Source organism: Bacillus sp. FJAT-27986 (assembly GCF_001685035.1).
In the GTDB taxonomy this organism is placed as follows: domain Bacteria; phylum Bacillota; class Bacilli; order Bacillales; family Pradoshiaceae; genus Pradoshia.
Window position 1 is genome coordinate 391,478 of sequence record NZ_MAYV01000001.1, and the last position, 25,474, is coordinate 416,951.

At 37.9% G+C, this 25,474-nt stretch carries 23 protein-coding genes; all 23 read right to left on the reverse strand.

Annotation, left to right across the window (positions count from 1 at the left end):
- Window positions 1-43: 43 nt before the first annotated feature.
- The 23 genes from A8L44_RS01810 to bshC all read right to left on the reverse strand — a co-directional run bounded on the left by A8L44_RS01810 (window position 44) and on the right by bshC (window position 25,409).
- Window positions 44-817 carry a YlmH family RNA-binding protein gene (locus A8L44_RS01810; protein WP_066100667.1) on the reverse strand — a complete coding sequence of 258 codons (774 nt, stop codon included), beginning with the start codon at window positions 815-817 and terminating at the stop codon, window positions 44-46.
- A gap of 59 nt (window positions 818-876) precedes the next feature.
- The gene (locus A8L44_RS01815; RefSeq protein WP_066100670.1) at window positions 877-1,137 is read right to left on the reverse strand and encodes a YggT family protein; all 261 of its coding nucleotides are present in this window, start codon (window positions 1,135-1,137) and stop codon (window positions 877-879) included.
- Window positions 1,138-1,144: 7 nt separating this feature from the next.
- Window positions 1,145-1,588: a cell division protein SepF gene (locus A8L44_RS01820; protein ID WP_066100673.1), complete on the reverse strand. Its 444-nt coding sequence runs from the start codon at window positions 1,586-1,588 to the stop codon at window positions 1,145-1,147.
- Between the two features lie 16 nt (window positions 1,589-1,604).
- Window positions 1,605-2,279 carry a YggS family pyridoxal phosphate-dependent enzyme gene (locus tag A8L44_RS01825; RefSeq protein WP_066100674.1) on the reverse strand — a complete coding sequence of 225 codons (675 nt, stop codon included), beginning with the start codon at window positions 2,277-2,279 and terminating at the stop codon, window positions 1,605-1,607.
- A 4-nt stretch (window positions 2,280-2,283) separates the two neighbouring features.
- The gene (gene pgeF / locus A8L44_RS01830; protein ID WP_254654678.1) at window positions 2,284-3,150 is read right to left on the reverse strand and encodes a peptidoglycan editing factor PgeF; all 867 of its coding nucleotides are present in this window, start codon (window positions 3,148-3,150) and stop codon (window positions 2,284-2,286) included.
- Window positions 3,151-3,162: 12 nt separating this feature from the next.
- Window positions 3,163-3,414, reverse strand: coding sequence for a YlmC/YmxH family sporulation protein (locus A8L44_RS01835; RefSeq protein ID WP_066100677.1), 252 nt, complete (start codon window positions 3,412-3,414; stop codon window positions 3,163-3,165).
- A gap of 331 nt (window positions 3,415-3,745) precedes the next feature.
- The gene (sigG, locus tag A8L44_RS01840; protein WP_066100680.1) at window positions 3,746-4,522 is read right to left on the reverse strand and encodes an RNA polymerase sporulation sigma factor SigG; all 777 of its coding nucleotides are present in this window, start codon (window positions 4,520-4,522) and stop codon (window positions 3,746-3,748) included.
- A gap of 152 nt (window positions 4,523-4,674) precedes the next feature.
- Window positions 4,675-5,394, reverse strand: coding sequence for an RNA polymerase sporulation sigma factor SigE (gene sigE, locus A8L44_RS01845; RefSeq protein ID WP_066100683.1), 720 nt, complete (start codon window positions 5,392-5,394; stop codon window positions 4,675-4,677).
- 67 nt (window positions 5,395-5,461) lie between these two features.
- Entirely contained in the window at window positions 5,462-6,391 is a 930-nt protein-coding gene (spoIIGA, locus tag A8L44_RS01850) for a sigma-E processing peptidase SpoIIGA (RefSeq protein ID WP_066100686.1), read from the reverse strand.
- Between the two features lie 381 nt (window positions 6,392-6,772).
- Window positions 6,773-7,924 carry a cell division protein FtsZ gene (gene ftsZ / locus A8L44_RS01855; RefSeq protein WP_066100689.1) on the reverse strand — a complete coding sequence of 384 codons (1,152 nt, stop codon included), beginning with the start codon at window positions 7,922-7,924 and terminating at the stop codon, window positions 6,773-6,775.
- Window positions 7,925-7,961: 37 nt separating this feature from the next.
- Window positions 7,962-9,251, reverse strand: a complete 1,290-nt coding sequence (gene ftsA, locus A8L44_RS01860) for a cell division protein FtsA (RefSeq protein ID WP_066100693.1) — start codon at window positions 9,249-9,251, stop codon at window positions 7,962-7,964.
- Window positions 9,252-9,695: 444 nt separating this feature from the next.
- On the reverse strand, window positions 9,696-10,442 hold the full coding sequence (locus tag A8L44_RS01865; protein ID WP_254654679.1) for a cell division protein FtsQ/DivIB: 747 nt from the start codon (window positions 10,440-10,442) through the stop codon (window positions 9,696-9,698).
- Window positions 10,443-10,914: 472 nt separating this feature from the next.
- The gene (murG, locus tag A8L44_RS01870) at window positions 10,915-12,003 is read right to left on the reverse strand and encodes an undecaprenyldiphospho-muramoylpentapeptide beta-N-acetylglucosaminyltransferase (RefSeq protein WP_066100700.1); all 1,089 of its coding nucleotides are present in this window, start codon (window positions 12,001-12,003) and stop codon (window positions 10,915-10,917) included.
- Between the two features lie 182 nt (window positions 12,004-12,185).
- Window positions 12,186-13,286, reverse strand: a complete 1,101-nt coding sequence (spoVE, locus tag A8L44_RS01875) for a stage V sporulation protein E (RefSeq protein ID WP_066102297.1) — start codon at window positions 13,284-13,286, stop codon at window positions 12,186-12,188.
- Window positions 13,287-13,426: 140 nt separating this feature from the next.
- A complete protein-coding gene (gene murD / locus A8L44_RS01880) occupies window positions 13,427-14,779 on the reverse strand; it encodes a UDP-N-acetylmuramoyl-L-alanine--D-glutamate ligase (protein WP_066100703.1) in 1,353 nt (450 codons plus the stop codon).
- A 1-nt stretch (window position 14,780) separates the two neighbouring features.
- On the reverse strand, window positions 14,781-15,755 hold the full coding sequence (gene mraY / locus A8L44_RS01885) for a phospho-N-acetylmuramoyl-pentapeptide-transferase (protein ID WP_066100706.1): 975 nt from the start codon (window positions 15,753-15,755) through the stop codon (window positions 14,781-14,783).
- 4 nt (window positions 15,756-15,759) lie between these two features.
- Window positions 15,760-17,250 (reverse strand): UDP-N-acetylmuramoyl-L-alanyl-D-glutamate--2,6-diaminopimelate ligase, encoded by a 1,491-nt coding sequence (locus tag A8L44_RS01890; RefSeq protein WP_066100709.1) that lies wholly within the window; start codon window positions 17,248-17,250, stop codon window positions 15,760-15,762.
- A gap of 216 nt (window positions 17,251-17,466) precedes the next feature.
- Window positions 17,467-19,395, reverse strand: a complete 1,929-nt coding sequence (locus tag A8L44_RS01895; protein ID WP_066100713.1) for a stage V sporulation protein D — start codon at window positions 19,393-19,395, stop codon at window positions 17,467-17,469.
- 124 nt (window positions 19,396-19,519) lie between these two features.
- Entirely contained in the window at window positions 19,520-21,724 is a 2,205-nt protein-coding gene (locus A8L44_RS01900; protein ID WP_066100717.1) for a penicillin-binding protein, read from the reverse strand.
- Window positions 21,724-22,074 carry a cell division protein FtsL gene (gene ftsL, locus A8L44_RS01905; RefSeq protein ID WP_066100720.1) on the reverse strand — a complete coding sequence of 117 codons (351 nt, stop codon included), beginning with the start codon at window positions 22,072-22,074 and terminating at the stop codon, window positions 21,724-21,726. The genes A8L44_RS01900 and ftsL overlap by 1 nt, the downstream gene beginning before the upstream one ends.
- 38 nt (window positions 22,075-22,112) lie before the next feature.
- Window positions 22,113-23,045, reverse strand: coding sequence for a 16S rRNA (cytosine(1402)-N(4))-methyltransferase RsmH (gene rsmH / locus A8L44_RS01910; protein WP_066102300.1), 933 nt, complete (start codon window positions 23,043-23,045; stop codon window positions 22,113-22,115).
- Window positions 23,046-23,076: 31 nt separating this feature from the next.
- Entirely contained in the window at window positions 23,077-23,508 is a 432-nt protein-coding gene (gene mraZ, locus A8L44_RS01915; RefSeq protein WP_066102303.1) for a division/cell wall cluster transcriptional repressor MraZ, read from the reverse strand.
- A 275-nt stretch (window positions 23,509-23,783) separates the two neighbouring features.
- Window positions 23,784-25,409, reverse strand: a complete 1,626-nt coding sequence (bshC, locus tag A8L44_RS01920) for a bacillithiol biosynthesis cysteine-adding enzyme BshC (RefSeq protein ID WP_175354214.1) — start codon at window positions 25,407-25,409, stop codon at window positions 23,784-23,786.
- Between the last annotated feature and the right edge of the window lie 65 nt (window positions 25,410-25,474).

Genomic DNA, 25,474 nt, shown 5'->3' on the forward strand with positions numbered 1-25,474 from the left:
TATGCTTTCGACAGTAATGGTGATATTCCTTCTAAATTCCTGATTATTTTTGTATACCACACTTTATTTTCCATTTATCTTTCTTTGTTTTTCCTTCAATGGAAAATATCTTCATTCTCCCTATCCCACGAGTGGATAACACATCACTTTCTCTGATTTCATATGATGGATTATCGACTTGTTTCCAGTTTACCTTAACACGCCCCTGGTGTACGAGTGTTTGGCTCTTTTGCCTCGAAATATTGGCGATAGCCGACAATATCGTATCAATTCTCATGGAGGAAACTGTCACTTGGCATTCCTTCCATTGTTCCGTAACAGTCATGGCCTGATCAGCAGGTATTTCCTGAAACTTTACACCCGCATTGCCCATTTTAGATATATTCATCTCCAGATAGGATGCTACATCTTTTGCAACAACGAATTGTACTCGCTCGCCTTCAATCCATATATCACCAAATTTTTCTCTCTTTAAGCCAACAGACATTAACGTGCCAAGAATCTGCCTGTGTTTCAGTGTCGTAAATTTTGCAGAATAAAACAATTCATAAATGGTCAGTTCGTAATCCTCGATTTGCGGTTCATAATAGTCCGGATAGAGGAGCGCTCTTTGCCGCTCGGCCGCTTTGCTTCCTCCAAAAAAGGAAACAAGTACATCTCCATTTGTACCAATTAGCATCCTTACAATCTCTGATTCTCTGGGGTCAAGAAAATCTGTCAGTTTAGGGGCATATTGCTCCTGCACTTGATCAATCCATCCAAGCACCTGATCGATAAATTCTCTTTCTTCCTTACGAAAATGCTGATAAATATCCATTTACATCCTCCAGCTAAAATATAAAAGCTCCCTGTTTTGAAAGGGAGCTAACATTCTTCTTAAAAAATGCCTGCCAACGCGGAGATTCCTACTCGTGCCATATTTAACACAAGAATCGCTATAATTGGAGAAATATCAATCATGCCGAGCGAAGGTACAATTCTCCTGAATGGTTCCAAAAACGGCTCACATATGCGTGCTAAAAACATTCCAATTCCTGTATCCCTTGCATTTGGAAACCACGACATTAATATGTAAATAATTAAGGCCCAGGAATATATATCTACTGCTTTATAAAGTATATAAAAAACTATATCCATTATTTACTTACCACCTTATATCCTCCAGTTCATCTTCTTGAGCATATCCAGAGATGGAACCTGAAACATCAACATTATCAGGGGTACATAAGAATATATTTGACCCGATACGCTGAATATCCCCACCGATTGCATAGACTGTCCCACTTAAAAAGTCAACAATTCTTCTAGCCTGGTCTGGTGAAATCCTTTGTAAATTCACAACAACCCCACGGCGATTTTTTAAATGGTCGGCAATCTCCTGAGCATCTGCATACGCTCTTGGCTCCAGCAATACTAACTTAGAAGATTTCTGTATGCTTTGAAGACTCACTATATTTTGTTGTTTTTGCTGCTGATCATGTTTATTCACTTTTGCCGGAACTTTTTCTTCTTCAACATATTGTTCCTCATACTCATATTCTTCATCCTCGAGTGCAAAGAACGTTTTCATTTTTGATACGATAGACATCATTTACACCTCTCTTTTATTCATTCCCTACCAAGGCAGTTCCGATTCTAACCATGGTTGCACCCTCTTCAATGGCGATTTCATAGTCATTAGACATACCCATTGAGAGTTCTGTGCATGGGGCATTGGGCAACTTCATATTTTGTATCACTACTTGCAATTCTTTGAGTTTACGGAAACAAGTACGTATTTCTTCTTCATCATCTGTGAAAGGAGCCATCGTCATAAGTCCCATTACCCTAATTTTTTCAAATTCAGCAAGCTGTTGTACAAACTCAATTGCAACCTGAGGCTGTATTCCATGTTTAGTATCTTCTCCGCTTACATTTATCTGAACAAAACAGTCAATCGGGCGAGTGGCTCTCTTTTCTATTTCTTCAGCCAATGATAAGCGATCAAGAGAATGTAGAACGTCCACACGGTTTATGATCGTTTTTACCTTTCTCGTTTGAAGCGAACCGATAAAATGCCAAACTGGTCGTTCTTTTATACCCTCTTGCTTGGCTATTAATCCTTCCGGGCGGTTTTCACCAAAGTTTTTAATTCCAGCTTTATAGGCTTCTAGAGCACGTTTTGTTGAAACATATTTTGTAACAGCAATTATTTGTATATCTTGTGGATTACGACCTGCACGTTTTGCAGCACTCTCGATTTTTTCATGAATGATCTGCAGGTTTTCCGTCACTTCCAATATCCTACTCCTCCTTCCAGCCGATTAACCCCAACATTCGACCAGTTTTCCCCTCATCACGTCGGTGAGAAAAAAAGTAAGAATCATCACAACTTGTACAAAAACCAGTTGTCATAATATTCTCTGGTAAAATACCGGCTTTCTGAAGAATTAAAGCATTCGCCAGCTTTAAATCAAGCTGATATTGATTCTCCGTAATTTGATTATAAGCGGTTTTTGTCTGTTCTTCTAGTATAACCTCTAAATAGTTAATTACTTTTTTGTCGACAGTATAACAGTTTTGGCAAATAGATGGCCCTATTGCAGCATATATCTCTTCAGGCTGTACGCCTTCAGCCTGTCTCCAGATATCAATCATAGATGAACCTATGCCGGCAACCGTCCCCTTCCAGCCCGCATGTACAATCCCAATCAAATGATGGTTTGGCGCCATAAAATATACGGGTACACAATCCGCAAAGCAAAGCGTCAGTAATATTCCGCTTTCTTTTGTATATAAACCATCCGTTGCTTTTAATGCTGTTTTATAATCTAAAGCTCCAAGCCCGGCATGACTTTTTTCAATTTTCAAAATAGAAGCTTCATGCGTCTGCTCAGCTCCAACCCATCTTTCAACAGGAAAATGGAGCTGGTCAGCCAGAATACGCCTGTTTTCTATTACTTTTCCATCCAAATCAAAGACGTGAAAAGCTGTATTCATCGAATGAAACGGAAAATGGCTGATGCCTCCGTTCTTCGTAGTAAATCCCGCCAATAAATTTGGATGCCGATCCTTCCAATCTTTTATCGACAATAATGATTCGGAAAAACGAACAAATGGTTCCAAGCTAATACCCCTCGATTTTTCTTTCATTTTATCATAATCCCGCATAATTTTCTTCTTCTATTCATTAAAACTTCCGTATCCCTTGTATTCCACAAGAATCACATCTTCTCCAATCATTTTAATTTTATACCACGGAATGACAGTGTCTTCCTCTTTATTTAAAAACGAAAGCATTTTACTGTTTGCTACCGTTATACTTTCTATTTTCCCAGTACTTAGATTAATTTCAATATCTTCAACATTGCCCAATCGTTTTCCATCGAATGTATTTACGATATCTTTGACTTGTAACTCAGAAATTTTAATCATACTCTATCTCCTCCACTCGGGATCTGTAGTTACAGGCATTATATGAATGGAAAGAACAATAAAGAACTTCTCTCTCTGGCACGCCCTCCTATCCATCAAATCTTGAACGTTATAAAAAAAGGATTTAGTTTCTTTCATATCTGGCTATCTACAAAACCATAAAATCTTTAATAACAGATGCAGGTGATGCAAGAATTTTGAGTTCCTTTTTTTACATAAGGATTGGAGGCCCAGCTATAATAAATAGGCTTAAATATAAATAAAAACTATCCTGCAAACGAGGATAGCTTAAGGGCAATACATATTTAATTATAAGTTCATTAATCAGCAGCTAGATATTTTTATTCATTTGGCGAATAGCCGCTTTTTCCAAGCGGGATACCTGTGCCTGTGAAATTCCGATTTCCTCAGCAACTTCCATTTGCGTTTTCCCTTGGAAGAAACGTTTCTTAAGGATCATTTTCTCACGCTCATTTAACCTGCGCATGCCATCTTTTAATGCAATCTCATTAATCCATGTGCTATCTTTACTCTTCTCATCACTGAGCTGATCCATTACAAAAATTGGATCGCCTCCATCATTGTAGATAGGTTCAAATAATGACACCGGGTCCTGGATTGCATCTAGTGCGAATACTACCTCTTCATACGTAACATCAAGAGCTTTTGCAATTTCTTCAGATGTCGGTTCTCTCGATGTTTCACTCATCAGTCTCTCTCTGACCTGTAAAGCCTTGTATGCAATATCTCTCAACGATCTGGAAACCCTAATCGGGTTATTATCCCGTAAATAACGGCGAATTTCCCCAATGATCATTGGAACAGCATACGTAGAAAATTTTACATTCTGACTTAAGTCAAAGTTGTCAATCGATTTCATTAAACCAATGCATCCAACCTGGAAGAGGTCATCAACATACTCACCTCTGTTATTAAAGCGCTGAATGACACTTAGGACAAGTCTAAGATTACCGTTAACCAACTTCTCCCGTGCTGATGATGATTCTCCAGATTGCATCTGTTTAAACAACTCTCGCATTTCATCATTTTTTAAAACAGGTAATTTTGATGTATCCACACCACATATTTCTACTTTGTTTCGTGTCAATCCATTCCCTCCTAGCAGGAGCTGCTGTACAAAGTAAAGTATCTCCGCGGGAGGGAATTATATGCATATGAAAATTATTTCCGTATAGTGACTAAATGAAAAATCCAGATTTCATAAAGCTTTTATACGACTAAATATTTTTTACACCTTCCTTAAACCATTTTATTAAATTCTTTTCTAAGCCTTTTTATAATTCGCTTCTCGAGACGGGAGATATAGGATTGCGATATCCCCAGTAAATCAGCAACATCCTTTTGTGTTTTTTCCTCTCCGCCAACTAAGCCAAATCTTAGTTCCATAATCTGCTTTTCCCGATCATTCAATTGTTCCAGTGCTTTAGCCAAAAGTTTTTTATCAATACTTGTCTCTAAGTTTTTTGTGATGATATCATCATCTGTGCCCAATACATCTGATAAAAGCAATTCATTCCCATCCCAATCAATATTCAGCGGTTCATCGAATGAGACTTCGGAACGTGTTTTACTGTTCCGTCGTAAATACATTAAAATTTCGTTTTCTATACATCTTGATGCATATGTCGCCAGCTTTATTTTCTTTTCAGGATTAAAGGTATTTACAGCTTTAATAAGGCCGATTGTGCCAATACTGATTAAATCTTCAATGTTAATACCTGTATTCTCAAATTTACGTGCTATGTATACAACTAAACGAAGATTTCGTTCAATTAGCATAGATCTTGCTGTTTCATCTCCAGCAGGCAGTTTATGAATTAATATTTCTTCCTCTTCCTTACTGAGTGGCGGTGGAAGAGCCTCACTGCCGCCAATATAATACACTTCATCTGACTTAAGCTTTAATTTAACTAAAACTTTTGTCCAATAATAGGATAGTCTAAAGCGGAAATTTCTCAATTGTTTAACCCCTTTCCTAATCCTCAACGTCTATTTTCTTCCTGAAATGAGTATAGTGATTATTACATTAAGAGGCAGATGCTGAATCACCGGCCGGTACCATTTTTGGATGAACAATGGAATCGAAAAGCCCTTCTCCTGATAATTGCTGCATGGTAAAAGAAATTAAACATTTTTGAACCTCACGACATTCATTGGCTACTTTAATGGATAGGACATCTGGTTTAAATGCAATTAACAATTGACTGTCATTCCCAACAACCTTACACGGAATAATTCTCATTTTTTCTTGCCACTCATCAGGGAAATCAGCAAAATCGCCATGCAAATTCTGGATCCCTTTGTCAATTAACTTGGATACAGACGCAGGTATCATTGTTTCCCTTCCATAGAGTGAAATAATTGCTACAGGAGAACCGGATAATGGATCGAGTAATTGATTTCCTGTGTCAACAAGCCCTTCTGATTCAAATGAAACGCCATTAATTTCAACAATCATTGTAACCCTCTGCTCTTTATTCCACTTGGCAAGATCAAGGATGTTAATATGCTTTTTTGAAAAATGCCATGCCAATGGAAATCCAATCATAACAAAAATCCAACTGACCGGGTCACCGAAGCTGCCTGCTCCACTTGTGAATCCGTTGAAATATTCAGTCACTTCAAAACTAAAAAAATAGTGACTGCCTAAGAGGATCCCACCAATTGTAAAGGTTACAGCATATAAAGTTACAACTCTTTTAAAAAATGCTCGGATACTTCTAAAACCAAATGCGGTTAAAACCATGAAAATAGAAACCATGCTTTTCAGCCAAATTTGATCAGCTAAATAGGAAAAGGGAGTGATATATAGCCAAACAACCATAGATCCCACTAATCCTCCAGCTAGCATTCTAATCCATTTTATTTGGTTTTTTAGTAAAACCGCAGTCCACACTAATATACTTGTATCAAAGACCCAATTGAGAAACCAAATGGCATCAATATAAATAGTCATATTGTTTCCCCATACTTTTTTTAATAGAACATATGAGAAATTATAACCTGACATAATCCAAAAGGTTGTCGCTTCATGTAAAGAGTGCAACCGTTTTTTATTTATATTTTCATCAGTATTTGTCGATGATTTACTGCAAAATTTCACCAGTCATATTTAATTTGAACTATTAGAACTATCGGGGTGGAAAAAGGAATTGAGATAATCAATCAGATTCTTAATTAAAATGTTTGAAATAGAACTATCGGACTAAATCCATAGAATGAGCTATAAACCCTGCAGCGGGAATCTACAAATCAGCTCATTAAAAATATTTACAAAAACAAAAAAAGATGATGATGTAATTTACTATTACATCATCATCTTCCTCTATGAAATATATTATCTACGACGATTACGATTTCTTAAGAATGTCGGAATATCAAGTGTATCATCAGTATTGCTGCTCACTTGATTATTTCTGCTAGGTTCTGAAGTATAAGATTCCTCACGCTTAGGTACTTCGCGCTTGATTGGATTCGTTTGAGGAGCAGGGCGTGATTGGCCAAAGTTCGGTCTTGCCGCCGGACGTTGTTGTTCAATTTCATTGAAGCCAGTCGCAATCACAGTTACTACAATTTCATCTTTCAGATTCTCATTAATAACAGAACCAAAAATCATATTTACTTCCTGATCGGAGGCTGATGCTACAATATCGGCAGCTTCTTGAACTTCGAATAAGCTTAAGTTCGTTCCTCCAGTGATGTTCATTAACACACCTTGAGCACCGTCAATGGATGTTTCAAGCAATGGACTGGAGATAGCTTTTTTAGCCGCTTCAGCAGCACGGCTTTCACCTGATGCAACCCCGATTCCCATTAAAGCGGATCCTTTATTGGACATAATTGTTTTCACATCTGCAAAGTCCAGGTTAATTAATCCTGGCACTGCGATTAAATCAGAAATACCTTGTACACCTTGTCTTAAAACATTATCTGCTTCACGGAAAGCTTCAAGCATTGGTGTACTTTTATCAACGATTTCCAATAATCGATCATTTGGAATAACAATTAACGTATCAACAGATTCTTTCATAGCCGCAATTCCACCCTGAGCCTGCGTGGAACGCTTACGGCCTTCGAATGTAAATGGTCTTGTCACTACACCAACAGTCAGGGCACCCAATTCACGGGCAATCTGAGCTACAACTGGAGCAGCTCCTGTTCCGGTACCACCGCCCATACCAGCTGTAACAAATACCATATCTGCTCCTTGAAGGGCTTGCTCAATTTGTTCTTTACTTTCTTCAGCAGCTTTTTTTCCAACATCCGGATTGGCGCCTGCACCAAGTCCTCGTGTCAATTTACCGCCTATTTGCATTTTTATTTCAGCTTTTGATAGATTCAAAGCTTGGGCATCTGTGTTAACCGCAATAAATTCTACCCCTTGTAAGCCATGTTCAATCATTCGGTTAACGGCGTTATTTCCGCCGCCCCCTACTCCGATTACTTTTATCGTTGCTAACGAATCAATATTTGTATCAAATTCTAGCATGGAAAGTCCTCCTATTATTTTCGGTAAAGTGTTTCCCTTATTCGAAAAATACTCCGAAGAATTTTTTCATTTTTGTACTCACTTTATCTTCCGGATTTTTTGGTGCTTTTTCTTTTGGAGCTGGTTTTTGAGCCGGACGCTTTTCTGTTGTTTCTCTGGTAGCAGCAACAGTATGCGCTCCTAACTTCAAGCCTTGCGATCTGGCTTTGTTACATGCATATGTGATAAGACCAACAGAAGTTGTGTACTGAGGTTCTCTGACACCTATGTAATTTGGTTCCGCTCCACGAACGCGATTTTGCAAGATATTCTGTGCTAAATCCAGTATACCAGGGGTTTTTACTACTCCACCAGTGAGAACATACCCCCCAAGCAAATCAGTTACACCCATATTCACTATAGCATCTTCTACCATTTCAAGGATTTCTGTTAATCTATCTTCCATAATATCAGATACGATAAATTGATTGCAGGTCTGTTGTTTTTCGCTGCCAATCACCGGTACTGTGAATGTTTCTTCTTCCGCATCATCATCAATAAATGCATGACCATGTCTAACTTTAATTTGTTCGGAAACATCAGTTGGTGTTTTTAACACAATGCTGATATCTTTTGTAATATTATTTCCGCCAAGCGGGATAACTGTAGCTCCTTTTAACTCCCCATCTTCAAATACAGCGACTTGTGTAGAACCGCCACCTATATCAACTAGGGCTATTCCAAGATTACGCTCATCCTTGGATAAAACAAGTGAGCCGGCCGCCATAGGCTGCAATGCAATATCAGTTATTTCTAAACCTGCACGTTCTACAGCGCGAAGGGTATTATGTAAAATGGTTCTGAGTCCGGTAATTAATACGCCCCTCATTTCAAGGCGAACTCCAGTCATACCTTTCGGGTCGCTTATTTCATCTATTTCATCCACTTTGTAATGAACAGGAATAACATCAATAATTTCTCGATCAGAAGGAATTGTAACTAATTCCGCCTGTTCTCTAACACGAGTTTTATCCTCTTCTGTAATCTCTCGATTGTCATTGGATACAGCGACTACCCCATGGCATGGCTGAAGCATAATATGATTGGCGCTGATTCCGACAATCACTTTACGAATCTCCATACCTACCATTCTTTCAGCTTGTTCAACTGCTTTTCGAATGGATTTGACAGTTTCATCTATATCAACAATCTGACCCTTTTTCAAGCCTTCAGATGCTGCATTCCCCACACCGATTATGTTCAAGGAGTCATTTTCCATTTCTCCTATTATCACTTTCACAGTGGATGTACCGATGTCAAGGCTAACATAAATTTCATTGTTGTGCACCCTTTGGCACCTCCTTTAATAGCTATCTATATTATGTTTGAGCTTTTTGAAACCCTACAAAACAACTATTCGCCAAAACCCTTTATTATCCTGTTATTTCCTGTAAAATATCAGAATGTATAAAGAATGTCTGTTTTTTAATGATAAGAAATATTTTAGAAAAACAATTTGTTATTTCATATTACCTTATTAACTACAAGTCTACACCAATATGAACGCCTAGAAAAGTCAAATTTGTAGCATATATCATATAAAAAAAGAATTTTCTCACATCTGACCAATTCATTCTGTTTTATTTCAGAAAATTAAGCTACTAAAATAATACGCTATGTCCTAAAAATTCATTTTCTATATCAGTTGACTTAAAATTACGTTCAAAGATTCTTTTTATGTTCCTAAATACAATTTTTGGAATTACCTTCATTTTTCACTCCTTGAATCTGACTAATAAGAATGAAAATATGAACCAACTTCGAGATCGATAACCCCTTTGCTGCCTTCCTCCAATTGACTCACAATTGCAGCATAATGCACCAGCTTCTCAGCAAGAGTTTCTCCACTTGCAGTTACTTCAAAACCGTCATTCATGTAAAGAGTGACTTTCGTTTTATCAGTCTTAGATGGATTATGGTGAATCTCAGATATTGAGTTCATCACATCCTCGGACATTTCTTCAAGCTGACCAATAACGATTGACAATGGTTTCCCCTCTTTAAATGAAACAAGTAAAGGCCCTGAATCAGGAATATGGCTTAACTTCTTGTCCAATATCTTACCATTCGATAATATTGGATAATATTCCTTTCCCTTTTGTACATAGGCGGTGTATTTATATTCACTGACTTCCAATGTTATATGGTTGGGAAATCCTTTTTTTAATTTAACATCCTCAATCTCGGGATGTTTTTTAATCATCGTTTCAATTTTGTCACCTTTAATCTCCCAAATATTATCCTCTACTTCCAAACCGCTTTGCTCAATGATTTCTTTATCTGTCAAATACGAATTGCCTTCGACCTGTATAGATTGGATTCGACTCAATGGAGATTGCAAATAGATAATACTGAATATAAGTAGAAAGAAAATCGTCAACAGCCCAATTAGGCGCCTATTTGCTTTCTTTTTTCTCATCTGTTTCAATTTAGGAATTCGATCTTCAAGAGATACCAAATTCTTATCCAATACAAACACCTCATTTAACCAACAACTAAGAATCTGCATACCCTCGTCGTTTTACATATACATAATAAAATATTCTCACCATGATATATAGGTATTATTGCAAAATTATATCGATGGGTGAAGATTTTATTTTTAAATTTCAAAGAACTCATTTACCAAAAATTGATAGATAACGCATCAATTATGAGAAAATTATAACATATAATCTCTTATTTTTTTCTGCTTTTTTAAAGGAATGAATCAAGAAATCCACTTCCGATTCCAACGGTTAAAAAACAGGACGATTGGATTATCATGAATCGGAAGGGACGAGGTATTCATTTTTCATAGCAGGCCATCAGAAGGTAAAACCAACATATCTAATGAGTCCTTTAATCACAATAGAAAAGAACATAAGTATAAGTCATTAACCGTAAGTCCTGCTTGATATCTTTAGAATCAAGATTTTTATTCCTCTTTGATTTCATTTAGTCCTATTTATTTACTGCAGATCCTGCATCATTTTTAATAAACGCTCAGCCGAATCAGGTATACCCATTTGCTTCGCTGACTTCTTCATAGATTCAATCCTGTCTGTATCAAGCATTATTTCATCAATCGCTTTAATTAAGGTGCTACCATTCAATTCACTTTCTTTTATCATGGTTGCTGCCCCTTTTTGTACTAAAGCCTGTGCATTCTTTTCCTGATGATTATTCGTTACATAAGGACTTGGAATCAAGATACTGGCTATTCCCAATGCTGTTAATTCAGCCAAAGTGGTCGCTCCCGCTCGCGATACAACCAAATCAACCGAAGGCAATATTTCCGGCATATTGTGTATAAATGATTTTACAATGACATTATCTGGAGTTCCAACTAAATCAAGCTCTTCTTTTACAGATTGATAATGAACGTCACCAGTTATATATATCACTTGGTATGGTTTATCCTTTAATACTTCAACATTTTTTAAAACAGCTTCATTAATTGCTTTTGCTCCGCGGCTTCCTCCGAATATGAGCACAGAAGGAATGCCTTTCTTAATGCCTAATTGCTGAATTGCATTTGAGCCAATATGTGATACAACCTCTGAGCCCCTCGGATTTCCAGTAAAGACCACTTTTTCCTTCGGGAAATATTGCCGAGCCTCTTCAAAGCTTATAGCCACTTTATTAACATATCGACTTAAAAATTTATTTGTTAAACCTGGCACGCTATTTTGTTCATGTATAATCGTTGGAATCTTCATTTTGGACGCTGCATAAACAACCGGTCCACATACATATCCACCGGTCCCGATGACGACATCCGGCTTAAACTCTTTTAATAGTTTTTTGCTGTTTGAAACACCTTTTAAGAAGCGCCATATTGTTTTAACATTCTCTAAGCTTAAAGATCGTTTAAATCCTGTAATCTCAATAGCTTTAAAATCAAGACCTTCTCGACTAACGAGGTCTTTTTCTAATCCTTTTTCGGTACCTATATATAAAAAAGATGCCTCCGGATTTAACTTCTTAATTTCTCTTGCCATGGCCAGTGCAGGGTATATATGTCCTCCTGTACCTCCACCACTTAATACTATTTTCATGATTGATTCACCTTTCACTTAACATACATGTTACTAACTATATGATTTACCCATATTCTACTACACTCTAAACCAGGTTTACATAGGTTCTTCATTATATATATTACTTAAAAATACCATTATACTTAAATAATGATAATCTGTAAAAAAAAAGAAGCTAAATGGATCAGCTTCATTTCACTCTAATAATTAGAATACCTGCTTATATTGAGCAATACACCAACCGCCATTAACATCAAGGTCAATGAAGAACCTCCATAGCTTAAAAACGGCAATGTAATCCCAGTAACCGGCATAAGTCCTGTCACAACACCAATATTAATCATCACCTGTATGGCAATCATAATGATGATTCCAACTGCTAAAAAGGCTCCAAATAAATCAGGTGCTCCAAGGGCGATTCTGATACCTCTCCATAACAGGAGAGAGAATAAAAGTATTACAAGTGAACCACCTATAAAACCCAGTTCTTCGGAGAGAATCGCAAAGATGAAATCTGTTTGCGGTTCAGGCAAATAGAAGAACTTTTGTCTGCTTTGGCCCAGTCCGAGCCCAAACAACCCGCCAGGTCCAATAGCATAGAGTGACTGAATGATTTGAAATCCGCTCCCGAGAGGGTCCTGCCAAGGGTCAAGAAATGATGTGATTCTCTTCATCCGGTAAGGTGCAGATATAACAAGTGCAACAAAGCCTGCCACCCCAAGCATTCCAAGACCGACGAAGTGACTTATCCTGGCACCTGCAATAAAAATCATCGCTATACATGTTCCTACCATTACCGTTCCTGTTCCAAGATCAGGCTGCATCATAATTAACCCAAATGCTAAAAAGACAAGACCTAACGAGGGTGCTAAACCTTTTTTAAAAGAAGTTATGTACTTTTGTCTTTCAGATAAGAATTTAGCGAGGAAGACGATCATTGCGAGCTTCATAAATTCAGAAGGCTGAATGGAAAAAGCCCCCACTCCAATCCAACTCCTCGAACCATTTCTTAATGTACCTATTCCCGGGATGAGCACTACCAACAATAAAATAAAACAAATGATGATTAAAGGTTTTGCCCATCTTCTCCAATTCCAATAATCAATATTCATAATAACCAGCATAGCTACAATTCCTACACCTGCAAATAATAATTGTCTCTTTGCAAAGAAAAAGGTGTCATCAAATTTATAGGTAGCCCATATTGCACTGGCGCTGTAGACCATGATTAGCCCTATTGAAAGCAAGGAAAACATTGCGATGATTAAAATAAAGTCAGGAGTGGTTTTTTTTGCAGGCACTTCCATGCACCTCTTTGTTTTAAATTAGGGAAGTATTTCTGGGCCTGATAAATGCTAACAAAAAGAGACGACTTCAAAATCGTCTCTATTGCATTTGGGCAGCGCCTTTCATGAGAAATACTGACTCTTGAACAAGCTCCCTATTTTAACTTATGCACGGCATCCATAAACATGTCTCCCCGGGCTTCAAAAGTTTTATATTGATCCCAACTCGCACATGCCGGTGAAAGTAAAATAGTATCGCCACTTTCTGAAAGTTTATATGCTTCATCGGCAGCTATAGCTACATTATCGACATGTTTGATTATAGATATCCCTGCTTTCTGTGCAGTTTTCGTTAATTTTTCAGCTGTTTCTCCAAAAACAATCATTGCCTTAACATGAGTGAGAAGCGGAATTAATTCATCAAATTCATTTCCTCGATCCAAGCCTCCGGCTAACAGGATTAATGGACTTTTAAACGAGGATATAGCGGCTGACGCAGCCAAAATATTTGTTGCTTTGGAATCGTTATAAAATTTTCGTCCATTTATTTCTGCAACAAATTGAGTACGATGCTTAACACCGCTGAATGTTTTTAGTACATCTTGAATCGCTTCATTAGCTACACCATATAATTTAACGGCAGCTACAGCGGATAAAATATTTTCCAGATTATGCTTACCAGGCAATACTACCTCATCTATAGCGATAATCTTTTCATTCTTGAACCAAATAAATCCGTCTTTCGTGTAAGCACCCGTTTCATCCACTGCTTCAGTACTAAATGGAACTGAAATAGCGCCTGAGCCCTCTGCAGCCTTTTTAGTAGGCTCCTGGTTGGCATTATACACGATGAAGTCAGTTTCTTTTTGGTTTTTGGTTATTTGCGCTTTAGCGAATGCATATTCTTCTTTCGTCCCATGATAATCCAAATGGGCATCAAATAGATTTAAATAGACTGAAATATAAGGTCTGAACGTTTGAATTCCCATCAACTGAAACGAGGACAATTCAATTACTATAACATTCTCCGCCGTTGCTTCCTGAGCCACGCCGCTTGCTACAGTTCCTATATTCCCAGCAATAAGCGGCTTTTTTCCTCCGCGTTCAAGCATCTCGTAGATTAATGTTGTAGTTGTTGTTTTTCCGTTTGTACCCGTAATTCCAATAAAAGGAGCTTCTGATATTCGATAAGCAAGCTCTACTTCCGTAATTATTTCGATATTCTTTTTCAGTGCTTCCTGTATCATCGGATTCGTATACGGGATTCCAGGGTTCTTTACGATTAATTCAAATCCTTCATCCAATAATTCAATCGGGTGGCTTCCGCAAACGACCTTAATACCTTCTTCCAGTAAACCTTGAGCTTCTGGGTTTTCATTCAAAGGCTTAAAATCATTTACAGTTACAAAAGCACCAAGTTTATGCAAAAGTGAAGCCGCACTTACCCCGCTCTTTGCCAGCCCGAGGACAAGCACTTTTTTTCTTAAATAATCATTTATTTGCTTCATATTATAACCACACCTCTAAGTAGATTCCTAAAATAGCGAAAAGTAAGCCAACCGTCCAAAACGTTACAACTACACGCCACTCTGACCATCCGCTTAATTCATAATGATGGTGTAATGGACTCATTTTAAATACACGCTTACCTGTCGTTTTAAAAGAAGCTACCTGAATAATAACGGATAAAGTCTCAATAACAAAAACACCGCCAATAATAACAAGAAGTAATTCTAATTTTAGCAATATCGCCACTGTCGCAATAGCTCCACCTAAGGCAAGTGATCCCGTATCACCCATAAACACCTTCGCAGGATGAGCGTTAAAAACTAGGAATCCCAACACAGCCCCGACAACAGCTACACAGAATAAAGCAATATCATATTCTTTTAAATCCCAGGCTAATACAGCAAATGCTCCAAACGCGATAGCAGAAGCCCCAGATACCAACCCATCAAGACCATCAGTTAAATTGACAGCATTCGAAAAACCGACTAACCAGAAAATAATAATAAAGATGTAAAACCATCCAAAATCAATGCTGTAATCAGTCAATGGAATACTAATTTCAGTAGACATATTGCTCTGTCTCATAATGAAATAAAAGATACAAGATATAACTATTTGCCCAAGCAATTTTTGTCTAGATGTTAATCCAAGATTTCTCTTCATGACGATTTTAATAAAATCATCCAGGAAACCAAGTAAACCAAAACCGATGGTTACAAATAGCAGTAAATAGGTTTCAGTACCCGGATCTCTAAATTTACCAGTCATTACAAGGGTTGTAACAAGGATTGACAGTAAGAATACAACCCCTCCCATCGTAGGTGTACCTGTTTTTTTCTGATGGGATTTCGGTCCTTCTTCTCTAATACTCTGACCAAATTTCAAACGTCTTAGGAACGGTATAAAAATAGGGGAGAGAAGAACCGTAATTAAGAATGATACGAGTATAGTAAAAAATAAAACTTGCTCCAGCATGGTTCTACTCCCTTTCGTCTCTTCGGTTCAAATTTAATTTCTGTTCAATTGCTTCTAATGCGACTTCTTTATCGTCAAAATGAAGAACTTCCTTACCAATGATTTGATAATTTTCATGACCTTTTCCGGCAATCAGGACTACATCACCAGGTTCAGCACTGAACACGGCATCATAAATTGCTTCCTTACGATCAGCAATAACTTTGTAATCATAGCCGGCGACACCATTTTCCATATCAGAAAGAATGGATAAAGCATCTTCACTCCTCGGATTATCAGATGTGAATATGGCATTTGAACTATATTCACATGCTACCCGAGCCATAATTGGACGTTTTGTACGATCACGATCACCACCGCAGCCAACGATCGTATATACTTTTTTAGAAGCAAACTCATTGATTGTCTTCAGAACATTTTCCAAGCTATCAGGTGTATGTGCATAATCTACTATAACTGTAAATTCCTGTCCTCCGAAGACCGGCTCAAAACGCCCCGTCACTCCTTTAATATTCTGTAAAGACGATAAGATCTGATTGATATGAAGACCTGAAACAAGTCCAACAGCAATGGCAGCCAGACAATTGTATACGTTGAATTTTCCAATCATCGGGATTGTTATTGGACAGCTATGGTCTGGCGTTGTCAAAGTAAATTTTGTTCCTTCTGAAGTAATAATAATATCAGTTGCCCTAACATCTGCTTTTTGAATAATTCCATATGTTACCACACTAGCAGAAGTTGATTTTTCAAACATGATGGATGCTGAATCATCAGCGTTTAAAATGGCATACTTCGGCTTATTATCCTGATAAGTATTTCCTAAACGTGAGAATAATAAGCTTTTTGCATAACGGTAATTATCCATTGTTCCATGATAATCAAGATGGTCCTGTGTTAAGTTTGAAAAAACAGCAATATCGTAATCACAGCCAAATACACGCCCCATATCGAGTGCATGCGAAGATACTTCCATAACTGCAGTATGTACACGATTGTTCACCATATCTGCAAATGTTTTTTGTAAGGTTAGGCTATCAGGTGTTGTATTTTTTGTTTCGAACTTTTCAGATCCAATCTTAGTATACATGGTTCCGATTAAACCTGTTGTATAGTTTGCATCCTGAAATATTCTTTCTACCAGATGACTAATTGTTGTTTTTCCATTTGTTCCGGTAATTCCGATTAGATTAAGCTTTTGTGTAGGGTGGCCATAAAAGAAATCAGCCAGTAAAGCCATTAACTTTTGTGTGCTTTTAACAATTACGACAGGTACAGAGAGTGATAGAGGCTTCTCTGCAACAATAGCGACTGCTCCATTTCTAACCGCCTCTTCTGCAAGATCATGGCCGTCGACAGTATATCCCTTAATACAGATAAACAAGCTGCCTTCCTTTACCTTGCGGTGGTCATTCTCAATGGATGAAATAAGAGGGTTGCCATCTCCCTGTTTCTGTTTAAACGGTATTCTAGAGATTAATTCATCGAGTTTCATAAAACTGTTCCTTTCTTTTTAAAGCAATCTTCACTATTGTATCGTAATTTAAGCCGTTTAGAAATAATAAAGTATATAATCTTCTAGTCAGGTAAAAGAATAACCGTTTACACTTTTTTCAGATTACGAAGAGGCAGCTGAAAAGAACTTTTATCAGCTGCCAATTTGTTATTCTATGCAGAAATATCCTGAAAGCAGCACCACTTTTATAACCTATTATTCCTCTGTATCATCCTCTTCCAGATATATTCGGATGGAAGAACCCTCTTTCAATTTGACACCTGCTTGCGGTGATTGCTGCACAATCCGATTTCCGCTCCCAGACTTTTCTACTTTGAAGGTAGAATATTGCTCACCCAAATCCTTTAGTGTCATTCCAATCAAATCAGGAACTTCTTCCATTCTCGGATCTAAATAGTTTTTTTCTTTCTCTACTTGATTTTTACGCTGCTCAATACCAAGTGCTGGCAAACTATCCTTCATGATCCTTCCAACAATAGGAGCTGCTACGACCCCTCCAAATTGAACCGTTCCTTTTGGATTATCAATCGCTAAATAGACAACCAATTGCGGATCATCAGCTGGTGCAAACCCGATAAATGAGACAATGAAATTATTTTCTAGGTATCTGCCGTTTTGAGCCTTCTGAGCTGTACCGGTTTTCCCGCCAACTCGATAACCATCAACAAATGCACCTTTCCCTGAACCTTGTGCCACTACTGTTTCAAGAGCTTCACGAATTTCCTTTGAAGTTTCCTTTGAGATAACATTCCTTTTCGCCTTTGGAGTTTTCTTAATGATGGTATCACCTGTGACAGGATTTACAATTTCTTTTGCGATATAGGGGGTATAAAGTGTTCCACCGTTAATCGCCGCCGACACAGCCATCACCTGTTGGATTGGTGTAACTGAGACTCCTTGGCCAAAAGCAGTTGTTGCCTGTTCAACCGGGCCAACTCGATTTATATTAAATAAAATCCCTTTCCCCTCTCCCTGTAAATCAATACCCGTTTTTTCTCCAAATCCAAAGTCATGAATATAATTAAATAATTTTTCTTTTCCGAGTCTTTGACCAAGCTCAACGAACCCAGGGTTACAGGAGTTCTGTACTACCTCAAGGAATGTTTCAGATCCATGTCCCCCCCGTTTCCAGCATCTTAAACTAGCTCCGCCTACCTTTGTATAGCCTGGATCATAAAAATGATCATTTTTCAAATCCACTTTTCCTTCTTCAAGCGCTGCGGCCAACGTAATAATCTTAAATGTAGAACCTGGCTCATAGGTACTCCATACAGGTAAGTTCCGATTATAAACCTCAGGTGCCACATTTCTAAAATTCGACGGATCAAATGTAGGCCTGCTCGACATTGCCAGTATTTCTCCTGTATTAGGATTAACGGCAATAGCAACAATACCATCGGGGTTATATGTTTCTTCGGCAATTTCCAGTTCTCTATCAATAATCGTTTGAATTCTGCTGTCAACTGTTAGCTTTAAATCATACCCATTTGCTGGAGCTTTATAGTCATCAGCCATATTCTCCATCCGTTTTCCTTTTGCATCAGCATAAAACTTAACATACCCTTTTTGTCCCTTCAGCTCATCATCATAGGCCAATTCAAGGCCCATCAATCCTTGATTATCGATACCCGCAAATCCAAGAACATGTGCCAGTGTAGATCCTTTAGGATAATAACGAATTGAGTCCTCAGCAATATAGACTCCTTTTAAATCTAAGTTTCTAATTTCTTTTGCTTTATTGTGGCTGATTTTTCGGCCTTCAGGTATCTTTACGATAGACGTATTTGAGGTTATGAGTTTAAAAGCTTTATCCGTCCTCATATTCAGTACTGAGGCTATTTGTTTAGCTGTATCCGCTGGATTCACCACCTGGCGAGGGACAATATAAACAGTAGGGGCGGATTTATTAGTAGCATAAACCACTCCATTACGGTCCTTGATCTCTCCCCGTTTTGGCTCAAACGGAACATTTCTGCTCCACGAATCTTTAGCTAAGCCCGTCAAGAAATCTCCTAAATAAAACTGAACATATCCTAGTCTGATGATGATTACCAGAAATACGAACAATCCGATCAACAATGCTGCGATTAATCGTTTTCTGACAGTAATATTTGATGCTCTCATGCCCATCCCTCCAATGCACGACTCTTTTTCACTGTATGCTTGTACCCTTTGGTTTATGTATGCACATTATGAAAAGAAAAAAAGAGCCTGATAGCTTTAAAAGCTATCAGGCTCTGAAATAAATCTAATCGGATTCTACATCCTCTTCCTTGGTTTTTGAACTATTCTCTTTTGATTTTTCATATATGGTTTTAGGATTCTCAAATTGAACAACTAGGAAAGTATCATCCTTCAATTTTGTTCCTGCTTTTGGTTTTTGAGTAACAGCATACCCGGAGCCTGAAGTATTTAACTCCACCTCCATTAAGGAAGCCGCCTTCATAACATCCCTAATTGACCATCCTGAAAAATTAGGTACTGTTAAGTCGCCATCGGTCAGAAGAAGAACCTTCTCTCCTTGAATAATCTGAGATCCTGCACTCGGCGATTGTTTAGAAACACTCATCCCTTTCCCTATAACAATAGGTGTCAGGCCAAGCTCTTCAACCTTCGCCTTAGCAGTCTCAACATTCGTTTCTTTTAATTCAGGAACTTCACTAGTGGATTTTTTCTTTGTATTATCTGATTTAATATTTAGGTACTTTAATGTATTTTCCATTACTGAGTTAAATACTTGGGAAACTGGGGCTGAACCAGACTCACTAGCGCTGATTTTCGGCTGTTGAATAGCCACATATACTACAACCTCAGGATTATCCTTCGGTGCCATTCCTAAGAAAGAAAATAAATAATTTTCATGACCAGTAGCGTAACCCGCGCCAGTTTGACTGCGAATCTGAGCCGTTCCCGTTTTACCTATAACATCATAGCCATCCAATTTATATGGCTTACCGGTTCCATGTTTAGAGGTTACGACCGTTTCCAATATATCACGCACCTCAGCTGCCGTTTCCTTGGAAATCGGTTTGCCTGCTACAGTAGGTTTCGTTTCCTTCAATACTTTTTTCGTGTTGGAGTCCACAATTTTTTCAACTACATAGGGCTGCATCATTTTTCCGTCATTTGCGACGGCAGTTGCTGCCTGAATCATTTGGATCGGTGTAACAGTTGAACCCTGCCCAAAGGCAGTCGTGATTTGTTCAGATTTATATTTATAAACAAATTTACCGGTCGTTTCACTCGGGAGATCAATACCTGTTTTTTTACCAAAACCAAAGCTTTCAAAGTATGTTAAAAGTTTTTCAGTTCCGATTTTTTCATCAGCCAATTTAGCAAAAGCAACATTTGAAGAACGTTGAACCCCTTCTAGATAGCTAATCGTCCCCCACCCTGCTCCACCATTATGGTCTCTTATCGGTCTAGAACCTTTAATCTTAAACATGCCTGATTTATATTTTTCATTAGGATTAAATACTCCTTCTTCAACAGCAGCAGCCAACGTAAAAATCTTCATGGTAGAACCTGGCTCAAAAGATTCTTCAACCGCTAGATTCTGCCAGGTATCTGCAAGTCCATCCCTTGTGTTTAAATCAAAAGTAGGGCGCTGTGACATAGCCAATATTTTCCCTGTCTTTGGATCTGCTACGACACCAATCATTTTAGTTGGGTTATATTTCTTATTGACTTCCGACATTGCGTCTTCTAAAAAGATTTGAATTTTTTTATCGAGCGTCAGCTGAACAGAAGCTCCATTCGAAGGTTCGTTCACTACCGTCTCTTTATTAGGAAGAATATTTCGCCATAGGTCACCCTCAAACTTGATAGATCCATCCTCTTCCTGTAAATACTTATCCAATTCTTTTTCTAGCCCTAACGCTCCAGTTGTTTTCCCTGTTTCTTCATTATTCTCAACAAACCCTATTACATGTGAGGAGAAGATTCCATTCGGATAAAATCTCTTCGTATCCTTTACAAACGTAATACCTGGTAAATTTAATCCTTCGATATCATTTTTTTGTTGATGGGTTAAATCACGTCCAGCAGCACCAAATTCAGTTTGATAAAGTCCCTTTTTGTTCAAACGACTTAATATTTCGCTTTCATCCATATCAATGTGCTCAGCCAATACTCTTGCTGTTTCTTCCTTATCTACAACATGTTTTGGCTTTTTCGGATTTTCAGTTACAGATGAATTAAGGAGGGCAATTAGCTTATAGGTTGACGTATCCCTTGCCAGCACCTCACCATTTTTGTCAACAATCGTTCCTCTTTGTGCCGACAAGGTACGGGTGACTTCATACTTATCCTGCGCTTTAGCAGCAAGCTCCTGTCCACCGGCAACACCAGTATACTGAATATACAAAAAGCGAAAAAATACTACACAAAAAAGCAGCCCAAATATTACAAATAAGAGTGCTGCTCCCCTATTGCGGCTTTTTCGATTACTCATTAATCTTGCACTACCTTAACATTTTTATCTTTTAGTGTTAATCCCAATTCTTTTGCTTTTTGCCAGATTCGGTCATATGTACTTAACTCCGCCACTTGATCTGCATAATCTTTATTAAGCTTTTCCTGATTCTCTATCTTGCTTTCAAGAGCAATAATTTCATTATTCGTTGAGTATATATTCGCTTGTGCGGAAATGATTTTTACAGCAAAGAAAGCGATAAACAATGAGAACGTTAAATATAGAATCTTCTCACCAATCGTAATGCCGCCTTTTACTTTAACCTTCTTTGTTGTTGTTCCTACATGACGTTGCTGTTCTTGCTGAAGTTTTCTTGCTAAACTACTCAAGTTTATCCCCTCCCATTAAATAATTTTTCATAATCTATTCATTTCTTTTCTGCTATTCTTAATTTAGCTGAACGCGCTCTTTTATTCGCTTCCACTTCTTCTTCACTCGGTAAAATCGGTTTTCTGGTTATCAACTTTAAATCCGGCTCGAATTCTTTTGGAATAATCGGCAATCCATGTGGCATTGGCGGTAATTCCGAATGTTCTTTAAAGAAGCTTTTGCAAATCCGATCTTCCAACGAATGGAATGTAATCACTGAAATTCTGCCGCCTTTATTGAGCATAGGAAGCACTTTTTCTAAAGATACTTCAAAAACTCTCAGTTCATCATTCACGGCTATTCGTATGGCTTGAAAGATTCGCTTAGCGGGATGTCCGCCTTTTCGCCTTGCTGGAGCAGGGATAGCTTCCTTAATAATATCTACCAAATCAAAGGTTGTACGAATTGGCCCAATCTCTCTGGCTTGTTCGATTTTGCGGGCAATTTGTTTCGAAAACTTTTCCTCACCGTACCTAAAGAAAATCCGGACCAACTCTTCGTATGTCCAGCTATTCACTACATCATAAGCTGTTAAAGGAGATGATAGATCCATTCGCATATCAAGTAATGCGTCATGGTTATAGCTGAATCCTCTTTCCGGGGTATCAAATTGAGGAGATGAAACACCCAGATCGTATAGAATACCGTCTATCTTTGTAATACCTAATTCAGTGAGTTTTTCATCAAAATAAACAAAATTACTATTAATTAATGTTACCTTGTCCATATAAGGCTCTAGCTTCTTCTCTGCATGCTTTAATGCAGTCTCATCCTGGTCAAACGATATTAATCTTCCTTGTCCGGATAAAGACTTCGCAATTAATTCACTGTGTCCTGCGCCCCCAAGGGTACAATCAACATAGATACCGTCAGGTTTTATATTCAGTCCATCCACAGCTTCTTTTAATAGTACAGTCGTATGATTAAACATTTCTTCACCTTCCTGAAAGGAAGTATGCGCATTAAATATCAAAACCAATCATATTTTCAGCAATCTCTGAGAAAGATTCTTCTGATTCCGAGAAATATTCTTCCCATATTGATTTACTCCATATTTCTATCCGGTTAGATACTCCTAAAACTACGCATTCTTTTTCCAATTTTCCATAGTTTAAAAGTGGTCCCGGGATGTTCACACGTCCCTGTTTATCCAGTTCACATTCAGTCGCACCTGAAAAAAAGAAACGGGTAAATGCTCTTGCATCCTTCTTCGTAAGTGGAAGGCCTTTTAGTTTTTCTTCAAGTTGAGACCATTCATCCAGTGGATATCCAAACAGGCATTGATCAAGGCCGCGTGTAATTACAAACATATCGCCTAAACTTTCCCGAAATTTAGAAGGTATGATTATGCGTCCTTTTGAATCAATTGAATGATGGTATTCACCCATGAACATGTCCTTCACCCCACTTCTCCACCTTAGAGTACCACATCGCCCCACTTTTCTCCACAATTTATATAAAAAAACTTTAATATTTGAATAAAATTTCAGACTATGATTCATTGATTTCAGCCAAGCCTAGAAAAACAAAAAAAACTGCCTTTCTAAGACAGTTTTTTCTAGATATTATTATCTGTTTTTTTATGTTCTATTTGGACAAAAGCTTCCATAATTCACTCTTTATTTATTGTCAAACGAAGCAAATCTCCACTTAAGTTCTTACAGCATCTTTATATGGTTACGACATAATGCGACCCATCAAATTCGAGCGATTCCGCCAAGAGGCAATCGACCCATAATGTCCCATATTGATTGAAAAAGTAAAACGGATTGAGAATTCTTTCCTGCAGGCCGCCTGCCGGATGGAGACTATTTTCGACACGATTGTATTTTGCAATCGTTTCTTCATTTTTTCTCTCTAAATGGCTCTCCACCTTTTTCTGCATAAAAAGGAGCTGTTCTTTAATCAAGTGGCGATTTTTTTCGAAAAGAGGTTCCAATCCTTTATCGAATTCAACCGCTTTTTGTTGCCACGTAAGATGAGCAGATTCCAGATTTTTAATTATACTGCTATATGTATCCGGAGCCTGTTTACGCAATTCTTCCAGATAGAACTCCCTATCCTCTGAACAACCTTTTCTCAAAACTTTTTCCAAGGGAAGATTAAGTTCCTCTAATAATCTTTCAATATTTCCTTCCAATAACGTAAAGGAAAGTCGAGGCCATATCGGTGGCATCTTTTCTCCAGTCATGGCAAACGCAGGTTTAATTTCACTCCAATAGGCAATCTCGCCGGGTCCAGCTATAAATCCTAAGACAGGAAACAGTTTTTCCTGTAAAAGTGGACGAGATACAACATTTGTACTGAAATACTCTGGATGTTTAGATAGTAAACGATCCAGCTCTATTTGGGATAATTTAATTCCGCTTCCCTTCCCAATTAAGTCACTTGAACCTTCTTCACGTTCCAACAGCAGCCGGTTAAGAGTTGAAGGCTCGTAGTAAAATAAGTTCGTACATTGTTCATCAAGATCAATAATCGGATTATATCCGTTTTTTTTCAAAAGATTTTGCTGTTCAATTACGGCTTTGCTAATTCCTGCTTCATAAGCAATTTGCTGATAGACAGGCCCAGCCAGCTTCCTAAAGCCTGGGTCGCCTGAATCCACCATTAAGAGACCATGCATTTTAAAGAGATCATTTATAAGAATAGCGAAAAAATCGGTGATGGTTTCGGATTGATCAATTGCTTTTTCCGCCCAATCCAGCAATTCGTTCGTACGCTCTGTCTCTCCCCATAAGGAAAATACATCCTGCAGCCAATCTTTCGCTATATCCGGATTCATATTAATATCAGATATCATTTTTTTCGATAAAGGTTTTTCCGGGTACACGATTTTTTTAGTTTCATGCCCCTCTTCAGCGTAAACATGATTAATCTCTTGGTAATCATGATCCTCACCAGCAATCCAGAAGATTGGGACTACCCTTTTATTTAATCTTTCACTTTGTTCCTTTGCCAATTTTATAATCGAGATAACTTTATGAATAGAATACAGCGGTCCAGTCAATAACCCTGCTTGCTGGCCTCCAACGATTACTAAAGCATCCTCACGCAAGGCATCGATATTTTCCTTTACTTGCTCTGATATTCCATATTTACTCATGAAGGATTCAATATAGGTTGCCATTTCATCTCGTGGATAAGTTCGACCATCAAGCCAATCCGCCCGATCTTGAATATGCTTCTCATTCTTCCAATCATACTCTGCAAAAGATTTATTTATACTTCCCTTGATATAGTCAGATGCAAAACTATTCATAGCTGGAAGATTCATTTTTATGTATTCCATCATCAATGGTTGTCTCCTTTTGAACAAATTCATATAACAGTATATCATTCCCTTTGAAAGCTTTAAAA

Bases quoted from the DNA above. Each gene is read 5' to 3' on its own strand.
- bshC (WP_175354214.1), bottom strand. From the start codon at position 25,409: ATGATGGAATACATAAAAATGAATCTTCCAGCTATGAATAGTTTTGCA.
- mraY (WP_066100706.1), bottom strand. From the start codon at position 15,755: ATGCTGGAGCAAGTTTTATTTTTTACTATACTCGTATCATTCTTAATT.
- A8L44_RS01815 (WP_066100670.1), bottom strand. From the start codon at position 1,137: ATGGATATAGTTTTTTATATACTTTATAAAGCAGTAGATATATATTCC.
- A8L44_RS01835 (WP_066100677.1), bottom strand. From the start codon at position 3,414: ATGATTAAAATTTCTGAGTTACAAGTCAAAGATATCGTAAATACATTC.
- rsmH (WP_066102300.1), bottom strand. From the start codon at position 23,045: ATGTTTAATCATACGACTGTACTATTAAAAGAAGCTGTGGATGGACTG.
- spoIIGA (WP_066100686.1), bottom strand. From the start codon at position 6,391: ATGACTATTTATATTGATGCCATTTGGTTTCTCAATTGGGTCTTTGAT.
- ftsZ (WP_066100689.1), bottom strand. From the start codon at position 7,924: ATGCTAGAATTTGATACAAATATTGATTCGTTAGCAACGATAAAAGTA.
- murG (WP_066100700.1), bottom strand. From the start codon at position 12,003: ATGAAAATAGTATTAAGTGGTGGAGGTACAGGAGGACATATATACCCT.
- A8L44_RS01890 (WP_066100709.1), bottom strand. From the start codon at position 17,250: ATGAAACTCGATGAATTAATCTCTAGAATACCGTTTAAACAGAAACAG.
- pgeF (WP_254654678.1), bottom strand. From the start codon at position 3,150: ATGCGGGATTATGATAAAATGAAAGAAAAATCGAGGGGTATTAGCTTG.
- A8L44_RS01895 (WP_066100713.1), bottom strand. From the start codon at position 19,395: ATGAGAGCATCAAATATTACTGTCAGAAAACGATTAATCGCAGCATTG.
- murD (WP_066100703.1), bottom strand. From the start codon at position 14,779: ATGAAGCAAATAAATGATTATTTAAGAAAAAAAGTGCTTGTCCTCGGG.
- A8L44_RS01820 (WP_066100673.1), bottom strand. From the start codon at position 1,588: ATGTCTATCGTATCAAAAATGAAAACGTTCTTTGCACTCGAGGATGAA.
- A8L44_RS01810 (WP_066100667.1), bottom strand. From the start codon at position 817: ATGGATATTTATCAGCATTTTCGTAAGGAAGAAAGAGAATTTATCGAT.
- mraZ (WP_066102303.1), bottom strand. From the start codon at position 23,508: ATGTTCATGGGTGAATACCATCATTCAATTGATTCAAAAGGACGCATA.
- A8L44_RS01900 (WP_066100717.1), bottom strand. From the start codon at position 21,724: ATGAGTAATCGAAAAAGCCGCAATAGGGGAGCAGCACTCTTATTTGTA.